General features: G+C 44.2%; 19 protein-coding genes. 18 read left to right on the forward strand and 1 reads right to left on the reverse strand.

The genetic code is table 11. The features are described 5' to 3' along the window. Positions 1-7 precede the first annotated feature (7 nt). From SNE26_RS04220 to SNE26_RS04260, 9 genes are all read left to right on the forward strand, one after another. Complete coding sequence (locus tag SNE26_RS04220; protein WP_321558122.1) at positions 8-364, forward strand: hypothetical protein; 357 nt, start codon at positions 8-10, stop codon at positions 362-364. After that, the gene (locus tag SNE26_RS04225; RefSeq protein WP_321558123.1) at positions 361-2676 is read left to right on the forward strand and encodes an FdhF/YdeP family oxidoreductase; all 2316 of its coding nucleotides are present in this window, start codon (positions 361-363) and stop codon (positions 2674-2676) included. The genes SNE26_RS04220 and SNE26_RS04225 overlap by 4 nt, the downstream gene beginning before the upstream one ends. A gap of 70 nt (positions 2677-2746) precedes the next feature. Further along, complete coding sequence (locus SNE26_RS04230) at positions 2747-3061, forward strand: hypothetical protein (RefSeq protein WP_321558124.1); 315 nt, start codon at positions 2747-2749, stop codon at positions 3059-3061. A gap of 106 nt (positions 3062-3167) precedes the next feature. After that, on the forward strand, positions 3168-3773 hold the full coding sequence (locus SNE26_RS04235; RefSeq protein WP_321558125.1) for a GDSL-type esterase/lipase family protein: 606 nt from the start codon (positions 3168-3170) through the stop codon (positions 3771-3773). A gap of 43 nt (positions 3774-3816) precedes the next feature. Beyond that, entirely contained in the window at positions 3817-4545 is a 729-nt protein-coding gene (locus SNE26_RS04240; RefSeq protein WP_321558126.1) for an alpha/beta hydrolase-fold protein, read from the forward strand. A gap of 48 nt (positions 4546-4593) precedes the next feature. Then, a complete protein-coding gene (locus SNE26_RS04245) occupies positions 4594-5115 on the forward strand; it encodes an O-acetyl-ADP-ribose deacetylase (protein WP_321558127.1) in 522 nt (173 codons plus the stop codon). Positions 5116-5158: 43 nt separating this feature from the next. Further along, positions 5159-5728: a Crp/Fnr family transcriptional regulator gene (locus SNE26_RS04250; RefSeq protein WP_321558128.1), complete on the forward strand. Its 570-nt coding sequence runs from the start codon at positions 5159-5161 to the stop codon at positions 5726-5728. Positions 5729-5793: 65 nt separating this feature from the next. Beyond that, positions 5794-6819 carry a hypothetical protein gene (locus SNE26_RS04255; RefSeq protein WP_321558129.1) on the forward strand — a complete coding sequence of 342 codons (1026 nt, stop codon included), beginning with the start codon at positions 5794-5796 and terminating at the stop codon, positions 6817-6819. 105 nt (positions 6820-6924) lie between these two features. Then, positions 6925-8322 (forward strand): hypothetical protein, encoded by a 1398-nt coding sequence (locus SNE26_RS04260; protein WP_321558130.1) that lies wholly within the window; start codon positions 6925-6927, stop codon positions 8320-8322. Positions 8323-8324: 2 nt separating this feature from the next. Here the strand turns inward: SNE26_RS04260 and SNE26_RS04265 are convergent, their stop codons facing one another. Further along, complete coding sequence (locus SNE26_RS04265) at positions 8325-8714, reverse strand: hypothetical protein (RefSeq protein ID WP_321558131.1); 390 nt, start codon at positions 8712-8714, stop codon at positions 8325-8327. A gap of 154 nt (positions 8715-8868) precedes the next feature. Between SNE26_RS04265 and SNE26_RS04270 the strand changes: the two genes are divergently transcribed. The 9 genes from SNE26_RS04270 to SNE26_RS04310 all read left to right on the forward strand — a co-directional run bounded on the left by SNE26_RS04270 (position 8869) and on the right by SNE26_RS04310 (position 16703). Next, positions 8869-11286, forward strand: a complete 2418-nt coding sequence (locus SNE26_RS04270) for a glycoside hydrolase family 3 N-terminal domain-containing protein (RefSeq protein ID WP_321558132.1) — start codon at positions 8869-8871, stop codon at positions 11284-11286. A gap of 90 nt (positions 11287-11376) precedes the next feature. Next, entirely contained in the window at positions 11377-11820 is a 444-nt protein-coding gene (locus SNE26_RS04275) for a DUF695 domain-containing protein (RefSeq protein WP_321558133.1), read from the forward strand. After that, positions 11801-11944 (forward strand): hypothetical protein, encoded by a 144-nt coding sequence (locus tag SNE26_RS04280; protein ID WP_321558134.1) that lies wholly within the window; start codon positions 11801-11803, stop codon positions 11942-11944. Before SNE26_RS04275 ends, SNE26_RS04280 begins: the two co-directional genes overlap by 20 nt. 34 nt (positions 11945-11978) lie before the next feature. Next, positions 11979-12842, forward strand: coding sequence for an AraC family transcriptional regulator (locus SNE26_RS04285; RefSeq protein WP_321558135.1), 864 nt, complete (start codon positions 11979-11981; stop codon positions 12840-12842). Positions 12843-12939: 97 nt separating this feature from the next. Further along, positions 12940-13479, forward strand: coding sequence for a carboxymuconolactone decarboxylase family protein (locus SNE26_RS04290; RefSeq protein WP_321558136.1), 540 nt, complete (start codon positions 12940-12942; stop codon positions 13477-13479). Between the two features lie 93 nt (positions 13480-13572). Then, positions 13573-14190: a pyridoxamine 5'-phosphate oxidase family protein gene (locus SNE26_RS04295; protein WP_321558137.1), complete on the forward strand. Its 618-nt coding sequence runs from the start codon at positions 13573-13575 to the stop codon at positions 14188-14190. A gap of 64 nt (positions 14191-14254) precedes the next feature. Beyond that, positions 14255-14680 carry a VOC family protein gene (locus SNE26_RS04300; RefSeq protein ID WP_321558138.1) on the forward strand — a complete coding sequence of 142 codons (426 nt, stop codon included), beginning with the start codon at positions 14255-14257 and terminating at the stop codon, positions 14678-14680. An 8-nt stretch (positions 14681-14688) separates the two neighbouring features. Beyond that, positions 14689-15222, forward strand: a complete 534-nt coding sequence (locus tag SNE26_RS04305) for a hypothetical protein (protein ID WP_321558139.1) — start codon at positions 14689-14691, stop codon at positions 15220-15222. Between the two features lie 248 nt (positions 15223-15470). Continuing rightward, positions 15471-16703, forward strand: a complete 1233-nt coding sequence (locus tag SNE26_RS04310) for an ROK family protein (protein WP_321558140.1) — start codon at positions 15471-15473, stop codon at positions 16701-16703. Positions 16704-16724: the final 21 nt, after the last annotated feature.

Below are 16724 nucleotides of genomic sequence, written 5' to 3' on the forward strand. Positions count from 1 at the left end.
GATACTAATGAAAATAAGGATAAAGGGTAATTCGCTTAGATACAGGCTTACTAAAACTGATGTAGCCAAATTAGCCGAAGAGGGTTATGTGCGGGAAACGGTCGATTTTGGCAGCCAGCAGCTTATTTATGCTTTGAGGCTGGTTGATGATGAGCACCTTTCGGCAACCTATAAGGAGAATGCCATAACACTATATGCACCAAAAGCTATGGTTGCCGGCTTTGCCGACGATGATAAGGTAGGTTATGCAGGTAAACATGGAAGTTTGCATTTATTGGTTGAAAAAGATTTTACGTGTTTGGATGAAGTGGCCGAAGATCAGAGCGATAATTACCCCAATCCCTTAGCGGCTAAAAAGAAATGAGCAAGCAAACAGAACAGGAACCTGCAGCTGAAAACCCCGAAGAACTGCTCGGCCTGAAAATAACACATCCAAAAGATTGGGCAGCGGGGATCCCTGCTGTAACAGTTGCCATGGTTGATATACTCAAGGAAACCGGAGCAGTAAGGGGTATGGAGGGACTGTTCAAAATGAACAAGAAGGGTGGTTTTGATTGTTCAGGCTGTGCCTGGCCCGACCCTGATGACGACCGTTCGCCAATTGCTGAATATTGTGAAAATGGGGCCAAAGCGCTTGCCGAAGAAGCTACGACTAAAAAACTTACCGGTGAGTTCTTCGCCGAAAATTCTGTGGCGGATCTCGCTAAACTTAACGATTACGAAATAGGCAAAAAAGGCCGTATCGCCCAGCCGGTTTATCTTGCTAAGGGCGCCACTCATTACACTCCGGTAAGCTGGGACTTCGCCTTTAAAAAAATAGCAGATGAGCTTAATGCTTTGGCATCACCCGATGAGGCTGCGTTTTACACCTCAGGGCGTACCAGTAACGAGGCTTCATTTACGTACCAGTTGTTTGTGCGCGAGTTTGGTACCAACAATATGCCCGATTGCTCCAATATGTGCCATGAAAGTACCGGTGTTGGCCTTGCAGATACTATTGGTATTGGCAAGGGTACCGTTACGCTTAATGATTTTTACGATACTGACGTGATCATCATTATGGGGCAAAACCCTGGTACCAATCACCCCCGGATGCTTAGTGCGCTCGAAAAGGCTAAAGAGAAAGGCGCAAAGATCATTGCAGTGAATCCGCTGCACGAGGCCGGGTTAATGGGCTTTAAAAACCCGCAAACGATAAAAGGTGTTTTAGGTATCAAAACACAACTGGCCGATCTGTATTTGCAGGTAAAAATAAACGGCGATATGGCCTTGCTAAAAGCCATGGAAAAACTGTTGTACAGAGCCGAGCAGGAAAATCCCGGCAGCGTTTTCGATCACGAATTTATTAAAAAGAATACCACCGGTTATGTAGCCTTTTTAGAGAGCCTGAACCAATATGAGGTTGACGATCTGGCTAAAGCTGCCGGTTTAACATTAAACGAAATTGAGCAGGCAGTTGATCTGATTGAAAATAAGAGCCGCATTATTATTTGCTGGGCGATGGGCATCACCCAGCATAAAAACGGAGTGGATACCGTAAAAGAAATTGTGAACCTGGCCATGCTTAAAGGCGCCATTGGCAAACCCGGTGCAGGTTTGTGCCCGGTGCGCGGCCACAGCAATGTACAGGGCAACCGTACCATGATGATCTGGGATAAACCCAAGCCTAAACAGTTGGATAAACTCAAAGAGGTTTTTGGTTTTGAGCCTCCGCGGGGGCATGGTTATGATGTTGTCGAATCCATCAAAGCTATGGACGAAGGCAAACTTAAAGTGTTTTTTGCCATGGGCGGTAACTTCCTTTCGGCTACGCCGGATACCCTGTTTACGGCGCAGGCCATGCGTAAACTTAAGCTTTCGGTACATGTATCAACCAAATTAAACCGCAGTCATTTGGTGCATGGTGAGGAAGCCTTGATCCTGCCAACACTGTCACGAAGTGATAAGGACCTGGTAAATGGCGAAGAGCAATTTATAAGCTGCGAAAATTCCATGGGGGTTGTCCAAATGTCAAAAGGGATGTTGAAACCGGTATCTGAACATCTTATGAATGAGAACCAGATTGTTTGTAACCTCGCGAAAGCCACATTAGGTAACCGCTCGGTTGTCGACTGGTATAAATACGCCCAAAGCTACGATGCTGTGCGCGATGCAATAGCCAAAGTAATTCCCGGTTGTGAGGATTATAACCAAAAAGTTCGTTTGCCCGGCGGTTTTTACCTGCCCAATGCTGCACGGGAGGGTAAGTTTGTCACCGAAAAAAATGGCGCCGTTGTGCCTTTCAATATCGCCCCGTTGCCCAGGCATGAACTGGCAGCCGGCGAATACCATATGGCCACTATCCGTAGTCATGATCAGTTCAATACAACCATATATGGTCTTGATGACCGCTACCGGGGTATTCACAACGAGCGCCGGGTAATTTTGATGAACGAAAACGATATGCAAAAAGCCGGTTTCAGTGCGCAGGAAAAAGTTGATTTGTTTAATTACGATGATGGCATTGAACGGGTAGCGAGGCTGTTTGTAGTTGTGCCCTACAACATCCCCGAAGGTAATACAGCTACCTATTACCCCGAGGCCAATGTACTGATCCCCATTAACAGCGTTGCCGAGCAAAGCAATACACCGACATCAAAACTGGTTAATATCAAGATCAGGAAACATGTGGCTTAATAACCATTCTAAATATTTACACACTTAAAACAAAAACGTTTACATAATACTTATCTCCTAAAAAAGTATTATGTCATTTGATCAATATCACGAACCGGCAAATGAGCTATCCGACGAAACCCGAACCTTTGCCCGGATGATAGTTTCATTAACCGAGGAGGCTGAAGCTATAAACTGGTACGAGCAGCGGATCTCGGTTGAAAAAGATAACCAGGCCAAAGCTATTATGCAAAATGCACAGCAGGAGGAGTTTAAGCACTTTGGTATGGACCTTGAGTTTTTACTGCGCAAAAAGCCTGTTTGGCGTACTACGCTGCAGGCTATCCTTTTTAAAGCGGGTGATATTGTTGACCTGGGCACCAAAGGTGAAGAGGCGGCAGAATAATCATTTTTGTAATTTTAACACCATTGTTTTATCATAGTTACATTAAGTTAGGGCTATTGTATTATCTTTAGCGCTTAAATTAATACGGCCCTACTACAGAAAGAATATGATTTGGTACGAAGAGGATGTGAAGCAGCTGGAAATTAAGCGAACGAAACTTAATTATGTGCCGCGGGTAATTTTTTACGGAAGCTCATCCATTCGTTTATGGAATACGCTTGATGCTGATTTTGATGATATGCAGCCCGTTAACCTTGGTTTTGGAGGTTCGACCCTGGCCGCTTGTGTGTGGTTTTTTGAGCGTATAATGCATTCCTATAATCCCGAATCCATTGTAGTGTATGCAGGCGATAATGATCTTGGCGATGGCCGCAATCCCGAAGAGGTTTTTATATTTTTTAAGCAGCTTACTGTTGAGGTGGAGCGGCTTTTTGGTAATATTCCCTGCTATTATATATCGCTTAAGCCAAGCCTTGCCCGCTGGCCTATTGTTGAAAAATACAGGTACACCAACAGCTTAATTGAAAACGAGATAATACACCGCCATAAAAACTGGCAGTTCATCAATATATTTAATCAGATGATAGATGCTTCCGGTAAACCAATACGAGAATATTATGATAAAGATGGTTTGCATTTGAGCAGCGCCGGTTACAATTTGTGGAAAAGTGCAGTTTTACAGCGAATGCCACAAAGTATCAAATTAGCTTAATATAGGGTTTACACGCATTTGTCATCTTTCAGCGGTTTAAAAGATGAAAAGAGAGTACCACAAGTGGTTCAGTCCGTCGCTTCAGCGTAATATGGAATTGCTGGTTTTCGGCCATGCGGGCGCCTCTGTTTTATTTTTTCCTACCCGCACAGCCCGGTTTTATGATTATGAGGACTGGAAAGTAATTGAAGCCTTACGCAGCAAAATTGAAGCCGGGCACCTGCAGGTCTATTGTGTTGATAGTATCGACCTCGAAAGTTTTTACAACGAGTTCAGTCACCCTTATCACCGTATGGAAAGGCACCTTCATTATGAACAATACATTTTGCAGGAAGTAGTACCATTGATGAAAACACTTAACGCGGCAGGCTCAATTATTTCGGCAGGTTGCAGTATGGGGGCTTATCACGCGGTTAATATTGCGTTTAAACATCCGTCGGTATTTGTTAAGGTGGTAGGCATGAGCGGTCGTTATGATATTACCCAGGCCATGGGCAATTTTCGCGACCTGCTTGATGGGTACCGCGACGAAAATGTATATTTCAATATGCCCAACCAGTTTTTAAATGATCTGCACAGTCCCGAAATTATTGACCAGATCAAGCGCCTTCAAATTATCCTGGCCGTGGGCGAAGAAGATGCATTTTTAGAAGATAACAAATATTTAAGTACGGTGCTGGCCGGCAAAGGCATCCAAAACAGCCTGTATATCTGGCACGAGGAAGCTCACCGCGCCCGTTACTGGCGTAAAATGGTGCAGTTGTATTTTTAAAAGCAAATTACTTTCCTGTTTGTTATATAAGCTATAATTTAAAATATTATGGGCACTATTGAACTGGTACAGGGCGATATCACAAAAATTAAAGCCGATGCCATTGTAAACGCGGCAAACACCTCGCTCATGGGCGGCGGCGGTGTTGATGGCGCTATACACCGTGCCGGCGGCCCGGAGATCCTGGAAGATTGCCGTAAGATAGTAGCCCGGCAGGGTGGCTGCAAAACCGGGCAGTCTGTCATAACCACCGGCGGTAAGCTGCCTGCTAAATATGTGATCCATACGGTTGGCCCTGTTTATAACGGCGGTAAACGGGGAGAGGACGAACTGTTGCAATCCGCTTATTTAAATAGTTTGAAGCTTGCTGCCGAAAATGATGTGCATACTATAGCTTTTCCTAATATCAGTACAGGCATCTATCATTTTCCAAAGGATAAAGCCGCGGCAATTGCCGTTAAAACTGTTAAGGATTTTTTGGCAGAGGATGATGTTGTTGAGAAACTAATATTTGTTTGTTTTGATGATGAAAACTTTGGCTTGTACCAGGATTTGCTTGCTCAAAAATAATCAGGAATTTGTCAACCCGATGCTAAGTGCATAAATTGCAGCTATGCATCCTGCTTTAAAACAACATCTTGAAGGTAAATTAATCCTCTCGCCTGAACATGAGCGGCTGATCGCAAATTGTTTTAAAGCCCGCTTCACCAAACGTAACGAGATCCTGGTTGAAAAGGGGAGCATTGCAAAGCATCTATATTTTGTGGTAAAGGGATGCCTCCGCGTATTTTTAACCGATGATGAGGGCAACGAATCAACCCGGTTCCTGATATTTGAAGGGCGCATGGGCACCGCATTCCCGAGTTTTATACTAAAAGAGCCTTCTGTTGCATCTATTCAAAGCCCGGAACCGTCTGAGCTATTGGTATTGAGTTATGCCGACCGCGACCTGCTTCTCCAGGAGATCCCCGGGTTTGAAACCATGTACCGCGTGGGCCTTGAGTTTGATTATATCGCATCCATACAGCGAATAGAAAGCCTCATCACCTTGGATTCAAAAGCCCGCTATAATATCCTGATGCAAACACAACCCGAAATTATCAAAAGGCTGCCCAATAAAATAGTTGCTGATTACCTTGGCATCTCGCAGGAAACCCTGAGCCGGCTGAAATCAAAAAAATGATTTATTGACTATTGTCAATCTTTTTGAATCACTAAATGCCTTGTTTTGTGATATAAACGCTAAATATGATGTGCAAACAAATCTTCGCCGCTATTATAATCTTGCTATCAGGCCATATTACGATTGCCCAAAATTTAGGTGAGCGTACCTTCAGTTTTAAAGATGAAAGCCGCAATAACCGCCCGGTGGTTACCGAAATCTGGTATCCTACTGCGGATACGTTAAAAGTTGCAGATCAGCATTTTTCGCCCTTTTTACGGCAGCCAACGGTACGTAATGGCAAACTTCCGGCAAATAAACTACCGCTTATCCTGCTGTCGCATGGTACAGGCGGCGGTAGGTTAACGCTGGAGTGGCTTGCCCAGGCCATTGCAAACAGCGGTTGCATAGTTGCTGCTGTCGATCATTACGGCAACACATACGATCATAAAATTCCTCTTGAATTTGTTAAGCCATGGGAGCGTCCTCTGGATATCAGCTTTGCCCTTACTTCCTTGCTGAATAATCCTGAGATTGGCCCCCTTGTCGATCTGCAAAAAATAGGGGCAGCCGGGTTTTCTTTTGGCGGCTATACCATGATCGTTCTTGCCGGTGCAAAGCTCGATTTTGAACAGGCCCGTAACTATTACAAAACCACAGGCCGCAAAGAACTGGAGATCCCCGAGTTTCCGGGTTTGGTAAAATTACTGGACGATAGCTCCATGATTGCCGATTCCAAACATGTGCCCCTGCTAAAAGATAAAAGAATTAAAGCTTTCTTTTCCATATCGCCCGCATTAGGCTTTGGTTTCACACGTAAACAGCAGGTAGCCGACATTAAAGGCGCCTTGTATATTGTAGGCTCGCAAAGTGATAGCATAGCCCCGGTTAAAACCAATGCAAGGCATTATCATCAGTTAATCGGCAAATCAAAATACACAGAACTGCCCGGTAAGGTAGGCCATTACGTTATGCTTGGTGAAGCCATTGATACTTTAAAAAAGGAAGCCCCGATATACTTTACCGATGATGCTTCGGTTAACAGGCATGCCATTCATTTACAAGTGGACAGTTTGGCTGTCGGTTTTTTCAGGACCGAGTTAAAGTATTAGTTGGCTGGTAAAATTTAACAGAACCTTATCATTAAGCTAAAAACATTTTTATCGTGCAGGAGTTGATAGTTAAATCTGAATAGTAAATTTTTTCCTGCTGCTACTATGAAAGCTTTTGTGTTTGGTTTGCTTATCACACTTTTTGCCGGTGTTAATGCCGGCGCACAATCAAAAAATGTAAGCGGCGTTTACGCCGGTATTGAAATCACCCTACCTGTTACTATGGGGGGAGGCATGGGCCGCAGTGATGTAGTTTTCCAGTTAAGGCCAGATGGTACTTTTAACGATCTGCTTGAAAAACCCGACTGGAAAACACATGTTGCCGGCCATTACCAGGTACAGGGCAATACGCTCAAACTGCAGTATCTCAAAGGTTCCAAACAGGAATATAAAATTGAATCTGATGGCGATATCGATGCCGGCTCTTTCAGTATCCTAAAGCTCAATACGGCCGACAGGGTACCAGCCGGTTATTATCAATTTACCCATGCAAGTAGCATGGGAGGGGGGAATACCGGGCAGGTATTTGTTGGCACATCGGGCTCAAAAAGTCTTTATTTTGATGGGAAGGGTAATTTTAGCCAAAATAGTTCTTCAGCCACCATGGTATCGGGTGAAGGGATCGGCGGCGGAGGAGGTCACAAAGACAGCGGGGCAGGTACCTATACGATTAAAGATGGAATACTTATCCTCAATTATAATACAGGTAAAACCGAAACGCATAGCTTCTTTTGCCGCCCCGGTGAAAAGCCGGTAATGGCTGCTATAGACGGTAATATTTATTTTATGGAGGATAAAGCGCCCAAAAGTGCATCATCCTCATCTAAAACAACATCCGGGGCTTCCGGTAATGCTAAAACAACTGCCGGAAACCAGGCAGCTGAAACTGGTGATAGTGATGCTGCGGGCTTATTAAACAAGGCTGCCGAAGTTCACGGTGGTGCAAAGCTCAATGCAATTAAAACCATGCAAATCTCCGCAACCATGACAGGCTTTGATTTTACTATTAAGATTGATCTGCCCGCTCATCGTGTCCGCTCGGAGATCCGCAAAGGCGGGAAGCTATTACAAGTTGAGCAAATGGAAGGTGATAATGGCTGGCAATGGCACGATGGCAATAAAAAACCGCTGTCGACCCAGCGTTTAGCACAATTGAAACAAGGGTTCCGCTCAGGGGCGCTATTGTTCAGGAAAGAAAACCTCGACCATATTCAAAATGTTAAGGCACAGGAAGGTAAAAATAACGTAATGATAGTGAGCTATAGCTTTGACGGCGTAACCAGTTTTGCAGTGCTCGACGGTAAAAATCAGCTGGTTGGCGAAGGTACTAAAGTGGGTTCGGTAGTACAGATATCGGCTTTTACCGGTTTTAAAACGGTTGATGGTATTGTTTTTCCCGCCGCCGAATTACAAACCGAGGGTGCGCAAAAAAGTAGCATCACCTATAATGACTATAAAATAAACCCTGCCTTTACCGATGTCGATTGGGCTGATGCCCGTTAAGGTTATAAGGTTTTCAATACACGCCGGTAAACGATCTTAAGGGGTTCAATGAATAAAACGGTAGCTATAATAACAAAAAATACCTGCCGGTCACTTTGTTTATAACCGGATAATGCCAATAGGCCGACAATCAGCAAAAACAGTGGAGCAGCATATTTGAGCATGCTCCAGGTAGTTTTTATCCTGTTTTCGATGATATTGTATATCAAATAGCTGCAAACGGCAATTACGTAACCAGGAATGGCAAACAAACCATACATGATAGCTGCCACTATCTCGCTGCCTTCCCGGCAGATGCCATAAATGATTAGTGTTAAAATTAGGAAAGGCACACAAATACCAGCCTGAATAATTGCTTGTGAAATTAGGGTTACAGGTTGCTTTAAGCTCATTTAAAATCTAAATGTAATATAAAGTTTGTGAATATTGCAAGTGGCAGGTTTAATCGCCACCCTACTCAAACGATATAGTTAAAATATACGGCCCCGGGCATGGCGGCGCTCGTGCAGGTTTATATATTTGGAACACCAACTTCAATACAACCTCATGAGAATTAAGTACTATCTGCCGCGGGTATTCGTAGCATCCGCTTTATCGCTTAGCTTTGGCCTGGCTGCATCGGCACAGGAAAAAAACATCTACCATAAAGGCTGGGTAGATTTTAACAAGAACGGCAAAATGGATGTGTTCGAAGATCCGGCGCAAAACACTGATAAGCGTGTGGCCGATTTGTTAAGCCAGATGACCATTGAAGAGAAAACCTGCCAAATGGCCACCCTCTATGGCTACAAGCGCGTGTTGAAAGATGAAATGCCCGTACCCAACTGGAAAAACGAAGTGTGGAAAGATGGCATAGCCAATATTGATGAAGAACTGAATAACCTTACCTCGCATACGGATGCTGCACCTACCCAGTATTCATATCCCTTCAGCAAACACGCTTCGGCCATCAACACCATACAAAAATGGTTTGTTGAGGAAACACGCCTGGGCATCCCTGTTGATTTTACCAACGAAGGTATCCACGGCCTTAACCATGACCGGGCCACACCATTGCCGGCGCCAATATCTATAGGCAGCACTTTTGATAAGGCACTGGTATACCAGGCAGGTAAAACCGTTGGCCGCGAAGCCAAAGCCCTGGGGTATACCAACGTTTATGCCCCCATACTTGACCCTGCCCGCGATCAGCGCTGGGGCCGTGTGGTTGAATGCTATGGCGAAGACCCTTTTCACATTGCCGAAATGGGCAAGCAGATGGTGCTGGGCATCCAGGAAGAAGGCGTAGCCTCAACACTTAAACACTTCGCAGTATATAGCGTACCTAAGGGAGGCCGTGACGGCAGCGCCCGTACCGATCCGCATGTGGCACCGAGGGAAATGCATCAGTTATATTTATATCCATTCCGCAGGGTGATCCAGGAGGCGCATCCTATGGGGGTAATGAGCAGTTATAATGACTGGGATGGTGTGCCCATAACCGGTAGCTATTACTTTTTAACCCAGCTTTTGCGCCAGCAATTTGGCTTTGACGGTTATGTAGTGAGCGATAGCGAAGCTGTTGAGTTTCTATACTCTAAGCACCACGTAGCCGCCGATTATAAGGAAGCTGTAAGGCAGGCTGTTGAGGCTGGCCTTAATGTGCGCACCAACTTTACTATGCCGCAAACTTTTATCATGCCCCTGCGTGAGCTGATTAAAGAGAACCGCATTTCGATGAAGATCATTGATACCCGCGTTGGTGAAGTGCTGAAAGTGAAATTCAGGCTTGGATTGTTTGACAGCCCGTATGTTAAAGACCCGAAAGCAGCTGATAAAATAGTGCACACCGATGCGGATAAAGCCATGAGCCTGAAAATGAACCGGGAATCGATGGTGTTGCTGAAAAATGACAATAACCTGCTGCCGCTGGATAAAAAGAAATATCCTAAGATCCTGGTAACCGGTCCGCTGGCTCAGGAAGCCAACTACGCTACCAGCAGGTATGGCCCATCGCACAACCCGGTTGTTACTGTATTGGATGGTATTAAAAATTACGTTGGCAATGATGCCAAAGTTAGCTATGTTAAAGGCTGCGATATCATTGATGCTACCTGGCCGGAGAGCGAGATCATTGAAACACCGCTAACCGCGCAGGAACAGGCAGGGATAGATTCGGCGGTGGCACAGGCTAAACAATCGGATATTGTGATTGCTGTGGTAGGTGAGGATGTTGACCGTGTAGGCGAAAGTTTATCGCGTACAGGTTTGAACCTGCCCGGCAGGCAATTGAAGCTGATCCAGGCTTTACAGGCCACCGGTAAGCCTGTGGTGATGGTAATGATCAACGGGCAGCCTCTAACCATTAACTGGGAAAATAAATATGTGCCGGCTATATTGGAGGCCTGGTTTCCCAGTGTTCAAAGCGGGCAGGTTATTGCCGAAACCTTGTTTGGTGACAACAACCCGGGTGGAAGGCTGCCAATGACTTTCCCTAAAACTACGGGACAACTGGAATATAATTTCCCTTTCAAACCCTCATCTCAGGCCGAGCAGGGCGGGCAAAACAGCTGGGGGAAAACCAGTGTAAAAGGGGCTTTATACCCTTATGGTTACGGCTTAAGCTATACAACGTTTGAGTACAGCAATTTGCAGGTATCGCCCGAAAAAGGAAATTCACAGGGACTAATCCAGGTAAGTGTTGATATAACTAATACAGGCCAGCGCAAAGGCGACGATGTGGTGCAGCTTTACCTTAAGGATGAGGTGAGCAGCGTTACCACCTATGATTATGATTTGCGTGGCTTTGATCGCATTACCCTTAACCCCGGCGAAAAGAAAACCGTACAGTTTACACTGCACCCCGATGACCTGGCATTGCTGGATAAAAACATGAACTGGACAGTTGAACCCGGTAAATTTATGGTGATGATTGGTAGTTCATCGGTTGATATTAAACTAAAAAAAGAATTTGAGATAGAATAAAAAAAGATGTTAAAGGCTTAAGAAGTTTTTAAAACTTCTTAAGCCTATTTCCTCCCCGATTTTTTATAACTTCCACATAAAATATTACCAATGCTGTTAGATGACACCTGGGTAGCCATTGAGGCATTTAATGACCAGGAAAATACACCTTTATTGGTAAGGTACAGGCCCAACCTTATCAATTTTGTTGAAGCAGGTGCATACCTGTGGCGGATGGACGTGATCTGGACTTACGAGCCGGTTTACGAAACATTATTGCCACTGCCCGAAATTCAGGATTATATGAGTGCGGTAGAAGATGCTTTGGTTGAGATCTTTGAAGACGATCATCAAACCATCCTTGCTTTTGTTTTTACCGGCGAAGGCGAAAGATGGTGGGCCTGGTACACAACAGATATAGACATAGCAGGCGAAAGGCTGAACCATGCCTTAGCCGAATTTGATGAGCTCCCCATCGAAATTACAGTTAGCGACGACCCTGAATGGGAAGAATATTTTGGCGTAATGGAGGATTTTGGAGAGGAGGAAGAATAGCTTTTTTGAAGATGAAGCCATATTCCCCAAAGGCTCTGTAAAGTTCGATGATGCTTTACTCATGACCAATGTTCAGCACGACTGGTCATCGGGACCTGATAAACCGATGGTTGTTAATGCTTAATCCTTACTTTTAAATATCTTTGCGATTACGCAAAATGAAACTATCGGTTACAGAACAATCTACAGGCGGCGATCTGCTGCTGCTTATCAATGAAAAACATTTCGACAGGATGTTTTTTACACGCGACCGTCAGCATAAATATCTCACCATAGCCTGGAACCGGAGCGAAAAGCAAACCGTTACCATAGATGAGGTGGATTATGATTTTTTGCCTGATACCATCCTGCCGTTAATGGTTAATCAGTCCTTTCGTTTTGAGCGACCGGAAAATATAGTGGCATGGCAGTTTAACCGTGATTTTTATTGTATTGTTGACCATGATGAAGAGGTAAGCTGCGTGGGCTTCCTGTTTTATGGCAGCGCCGGGCAGGTATTTGTTAATCTTGATGAAGCTATGCAGTTTAAAATGCAGCGGCTTCTTGATATTTTCATTGAAGAATTTGAAACTGCCGATAATATCCAGATAGATATGCTCCGGATGCTGCTGAAGCGGCTTATTATTATTGTAACCCGCCTGGCTAAGGCTAACCGCCTGCCCGGTTCGGCAGTTGCTGATGAAAAATTTGGTACAATCCGCAAGTTTAACTTACTGGTAGAGAATAACTACCGGGAGCACCATACCGTAGCCTATTATGCACAGCAATTAAATAAATCACCAAAAACATTGTCCAACCTTTTTGCATTGTATAACCACAAACCGCCTTTACAGGTGATACAGGAACGGCTCATTATTGAAGCCAAACGGTTATTGTATTATACTGATAAATCGGCCAAGGAAATAACTTATGAGCTTGGTTTTGACGATGCGGCCTATTTCAGTAATTTCTTCAAAAAACACACCTCTTTTTCACCCACCGATTTCAGAAATAACAAAGCTTTGGTTGCCGAAGGGAAATAATTACAAGCAGTCGGGAAGTTTGCCCATTCCGCAGGGCTGCTAAAGTTGCCAACTTTGTAGTGTTAAATCAAAACAACAAATTTTAACACTAAATAATATGAAAACCTTCGCAGTTCCAACCAGAGAACAAGTATCAACCGAAAACCAAACCCTTTTTGATACCCTTACTAAAGTAGTAGGCCGTGTGCCAAACCTGTATGCTGTTTTTGCAACTTCAGATCATGCATTAGCTAATTATTTGACACTTTCTAACGGTAAAACCTCATTGCGTGCCAAAGAAAAAGAAGCCGTTAACCTTATAGTGAGCGAGGTAAACGACTGTATATACTGTTTAAGCGCCCATACTGCCATTGCAAAACTTAATGGCTATACTGATGAGCAAATAGTGGAGATCCGCGGTGGTTCAGCTTCATTTGATGCAAAAATTGACGCCCTTGTTAAGGTGGCTAAATCCATCACCGAAAATAAAGGCCATGCCGATCATCAGTTGGTAGAAAACTTTTACGCTGCCGGTTATACCCAGGCCAACCTGATTGATGTAGCTGTAGCTGTTGGCGATAAAACTATTACCAACTATGTATACGCCTTAACCCAGGTACCTGTCGACTGGCCTGCTATTCCTGAATTGGTTAAATAAGATCCTCAGTTTATAATTATAGTTTACACCCTTATGCCCGCCTTGCACCGCAAGGCGGGCATAAGTATTTTATTCCTTTAAAATTGTTATATCATGAATTTTGCACGCTTTGCTTTTACCGACGGTGTTAAAAAACTACAGGAAAAATATGGCAGCCGGGAAGCCTACGCCCGTATGGAGAACCCCTTGGCCGATAAGGACGGCATTACCGAATCTGAACAAATGTTTATTGAAAGCCGCGACAGTTTTTATATGGCCAGCATAGGCGAGAATGGCTATCCGTATATTCAGCACAGGGGAGGGCCTGCAGGTTTTATCAAAGTGATAGATAGCCATACCATCGGACTGGTTGATTTCAGGGGAAATAAACAATACATTTCGGTAGGCAATGTGTTGGCTCATCCGCAGGTATCTTTGTTTTTAATGGATTATCCCCGAAAAACAAGGCTCAAGATTTATGCCGATGCACGCATTGTTGAACTTACTGATAACCCCGGATTGTTTGAACTGATCGATCCTGCCGAATACAAGCACAGTCCTGAACGGATGATGATATTCGATATAAAAGCCTTCGACTGGAATTGTCCGCAGCACATCACTCCCCGGTATACCGTTGATGAAATCAAAGAAGCCTTCACCCCCCAAAACGAATATGTGCTTAAATTAGAATATGAAATAGCGCAGCTTAAGAAGCAATTGGAAGAGAAATAGGCTGCTTTGATAAATAGGCTGCAATAGTTTACCTTTAGTGCTGCTAACAGCCAGGCGTAAACCAATGAACAATAACCAACAAATAATCCCCATGCTTGCCTATGAAGACGGCATTGCGGCTATGAACTGGCTGTGCGATGTTTTTGGTTTCACTGAAAATATGCGGATGATGGATGATGCCGGCCGCCTTACTCATGGAGAACTTAAAATGGGCGATAGTTTGGTGATACTGGCAGAGCCTACGCCACATTATCAAAGCCCGGCGCACCATGCCCAAAACTGTGACATCGCTGCCAAATGGAGTGCTGTGCCTTATATTATTAACGGGCTTTTGGTTTATGTGGATGATATTGAGCGGCACTACAAAACTGCTAAAAGTAAAGCCGCAACGATATTGAGCGAATTGGAATATGGTTTCCCCGGCACCCGCTATCGCGCTGCCGACCTGGAGGGCCAGCGCTGGATGTTTATGCAAATTGAAAGAGATTAAACTGCCTTATGACTACGCTGCTCCATTTTTTGTTTGTTGTAATTAAATCATCCATGCTTAGTTTGCTTTACACACCTGTAGTCTGGTTTTTATGGGTGCTGTTTTTAAAAGCACGGAAAAAGTATACCGGTTTTAAATGGTTCAGGGTATTTGCAGTTTATAAAATTGTCAGTATATCGCTGATCGTGTTTTCCTTTACCTATTATGGCGATCACGGCCTGGGCGATGAATCCCGGATCCCTTTGGGACATGGTGAGGCTATGGGAGAGAGTGACCAGTTTGCTTATTTTGTACCCAAAGGGAAAAGTGAACAAATCCATGTGGATACTTATCTTTTAAAAGGCGATAACCTTTGTATGTCGGTTGATTCGGGGTATAAAGTTTATAACTTAAGAACGAAAGGTGTTGTTAATTTCAGTGATGAGCCAATGTATAACGCTTTTGCTGTTTCATACGGCTTACCCTTATCGCGCCACTTAAAAGATTTCAGATCGCAGTATGATGAATACTGGAGCGGCTGGCGGTTTTGGCTGTTGCCGTAGTAAATTATTGGGTTTAAACATCCGGAATGGTAAGTTTTAATCAAAACTTTCGCATATTTTATATCGAACGCGAATAAATAGATATTTTTGTACGTTGTAGGCAAATGGTACGTTAATGATGTCCATGTACTTACAACAGGTTTAATACTGTAATATTTACAGTTGTACTTAATAACTTTATTTTTAATTTTATAAAATTCAGAACACTAAGGTGTTGCCTGTTATAAACCAAACTATAGAAATTGTTGATGGAACTTACAAATAAAGGGGTAAAGGGCAGCCAGTTAAAAAATATGATCATTAAAAGGCTTTATTTTAATAAGGCCATGTCCTGCGCGGGGTTGAGCGAGTTATTTGATAAAAGTATCCCTTCAATAGCCAAAGCCATAAACGAATTAATGCATGAGGGTTTTGTGGTTGAACAGGGCTATGCCCCTTCAAGCGGCGGCCGCCGCCCGTTAATGTATTCGGTAAAGTCAAGTGCTATGCATATTTTAGCCATAGCGCTCGATCAGCTCACTGCCCGCATCCAGATGTTTGATCTGCTGAATAATCCCGTTGCCGATATGCTCACCTTTGAGCTTAAACTGCTCAATAACCCCGAGGCATTGCCCACGCTGGTTGATCAGATAAATAACTACATAACACACAGCGGCATCCCTAAAGATAAGATTGCCGGCATTGGGATTGGTATGCCCGGCTTCATCAATATTACCGAAGGTATCAATTACACTTACCTTGATGCCGGCGGGCAAAGCTTAACGGCCTACCTTACTTCAAAAACAGGCATCGCCACTTATATCGATAACGATTCGAGCCTGATAGCCCTTGCCGAACAGAAATTTGGTATAGCCAAATCACAGCAGGAAGTTATGGTAATCAACCTGGGCTGGGGCATTGGCCTGGGGATGATCGTAAACGGAAAACTGTTCCGTGGGCACAATGGTTTTGCGGGCGAGCTAAGCCATATCCCGTTATCGGAAGATGGTTCCCTTTGCGAATGCGGTAAACGTGGCTGCCTTGAAGCTGAAGCCTCATTATTGGTAGTAGCCCAAAAAGCTATAGCAGGCATCAAAAAAGGCCGCGTAACCAGCTTAAAATATAATGAGGAAGATCACTCCAAACTAATGGGGGATGCCCTTATAGAGGCGGCCAACAACGGCGACCAGTTTGCCATCGAACTGTTATCCGACGCCGGCTATAAAATAGGGAAGGCCCTTGCCATTCTTATCCATATCATGAACCCGGCCATCATTGTATTAAGTGGTCGCGGCGCCAAAGTGGCTAAAATATTAATGGCTCCGATACAACAAGCCCTTCACAAGTATTGTATCCCGCGCCTTGCCGGCGGTACCGAATTGCTCGTATCTGAGCTTGGGTTTGATGCTGAGTTAATTGGTGCGGCTGTACTGGTAATGGAAAACTTTGACAGGGTGGTAAAGAATAAGGCATCTAAAGCGGCTAAGATCGCAGCAGCGTAAAGAATAAAAACATTCAACGCG

Origin of the sequence: Mucilaginibacter sp. cycad4 (genome assembly GCF_034263275.1) — a bacterium.
In the GTDB taxonomy this organism is placed as follows: domain Bacteria; phylum Bacteroidota; class Bacteroidia; order Sphingobacteriales; family Sphingobacteriaceae; genus Mucilaginibacter.

Bases quoted from the DNA above. Each gene is read 5' to 3' on its own strand.
- SNE26_RS04285 (WP_321558135.1), top strand. From the start codon at position 11,979: ATGAAACTATCGGTTACAGAACAATCTACAGGCGGCGATCTGCTGCTG.
- SNE26_RS04300 (WP_321558138.1), top strand. From the start codon at position 14,255: ATGAACAATAACCAACAAATAATCCCCATGCTTGCCTATGAAGACGGC.
- SNE26_RS04260 (WP_321558130.1), top strand. From the start codon at position 6,925: ATGAAAGCTTTTGTGTTTGGTTTGCTTATCACACTTTTTGCCGGTGTT.
- SNE26_RS04265 (WP_321558131.1), bottom strand. From the start codon at position 8,714: ATGAGCTTAAAGCAACCTGTAACCCTAATTTCACAAGCAATTATTCAG.
- SNE26_RS04225 (WP_321558123.1), top strand. From the start codon at position 361: ATGAGCAAGCAAACAGAACAGGAACCTGCAGCTGAAAACCCCGAAGAA.
- SNE26_RS04255 (WP_321558129.1), top strand. From the start codon at position 5,794: ATGATGTGCAAACAAATCTTCGCCGCTATTATAATCTTGCTATCAGGC.
- SNE26_RS04305 (WP_321558139.1), top strand. From the start codon at position 14,689: ATGACTACGCTGCTCCATTTTTTGTTTGTTGTAATTAAATCATCCATG.
- SNE26_RS04220 (WP_321558122.1), top strand. From the start codon at position 8: ATGAAAATAAGGATAAAGGGTAATTCGCTTAGATACAGGCTTACTAAA.
- SNE26_RS04295 (WP_321558137.1), top strand. From the start codon at position 13,573: ATGAATTTTGCACGCTTTGCTTTTACCGACGGTGTTAAAAAACTACAG.
- SNE26_RS04245 (WP_321558127.1), top strand. From the start codon at position 4,594: ATGGGCACTATTGAACTGGTACAGGGCGATATCACAAAAATTAAAGCC.
- SNE26_RS04230 (WP_321558124.1), top strand. From the start codon at position 2,747: ATGTCATTTGATCAATATCACGAACCGGCAAATGAGCTATCCGACGAA.
- SNE26_RS04275 (WP_321558133.1), top strand. From the start codon at position 11,377: ATGCTGTTAGATGACACCTGGGTAGCCATTGAGGCATTTAATGACCAG.
- SNE26_RS04240 (WP_321558126.1), top strand. From the start codon at position 3,817: ATGAAAAGAGAGTACCACAAGTGGTTCAGTCCGTCGCTTCAGCGTAAT.
- SNE26_RS04290 (WP_321558136.1), top strand. From the start codon at position 12,940: ATGAAAACCTTCGCAGTTCCAACCAGAGAACAAGTATCAACCGAAAAC.
- SNE26_RS04310 (WP_321558140.1), top strand. From the start codon at position 15,471: ATGGAACTTACAAATAAAGGGGTAAAGGGCAGCCAGTTAAAAAATATG.
- SNE26_RS04250 (WP_321558128.1), top strand. From the start codon at position 5,159: ATGCATCCTGCTTTAAAACAACATCTTGAAGGTAAATTAATCCTCTCG.
- SNE26_RS04270 (WP_321558132.1), top strand. From the start codon at position 8,869: ATGAGAATTAAGTACTATCTGCCGCGGGTATTCGTAGCATCCGCTTTA.
- SNE26_RS04235 (WP_321558125.1), top strand. From the start codon at position 3,168: ATGATTTGGTACGAAGAGGATGTGAAGCAGCTGGAAATTAAGCGAACG.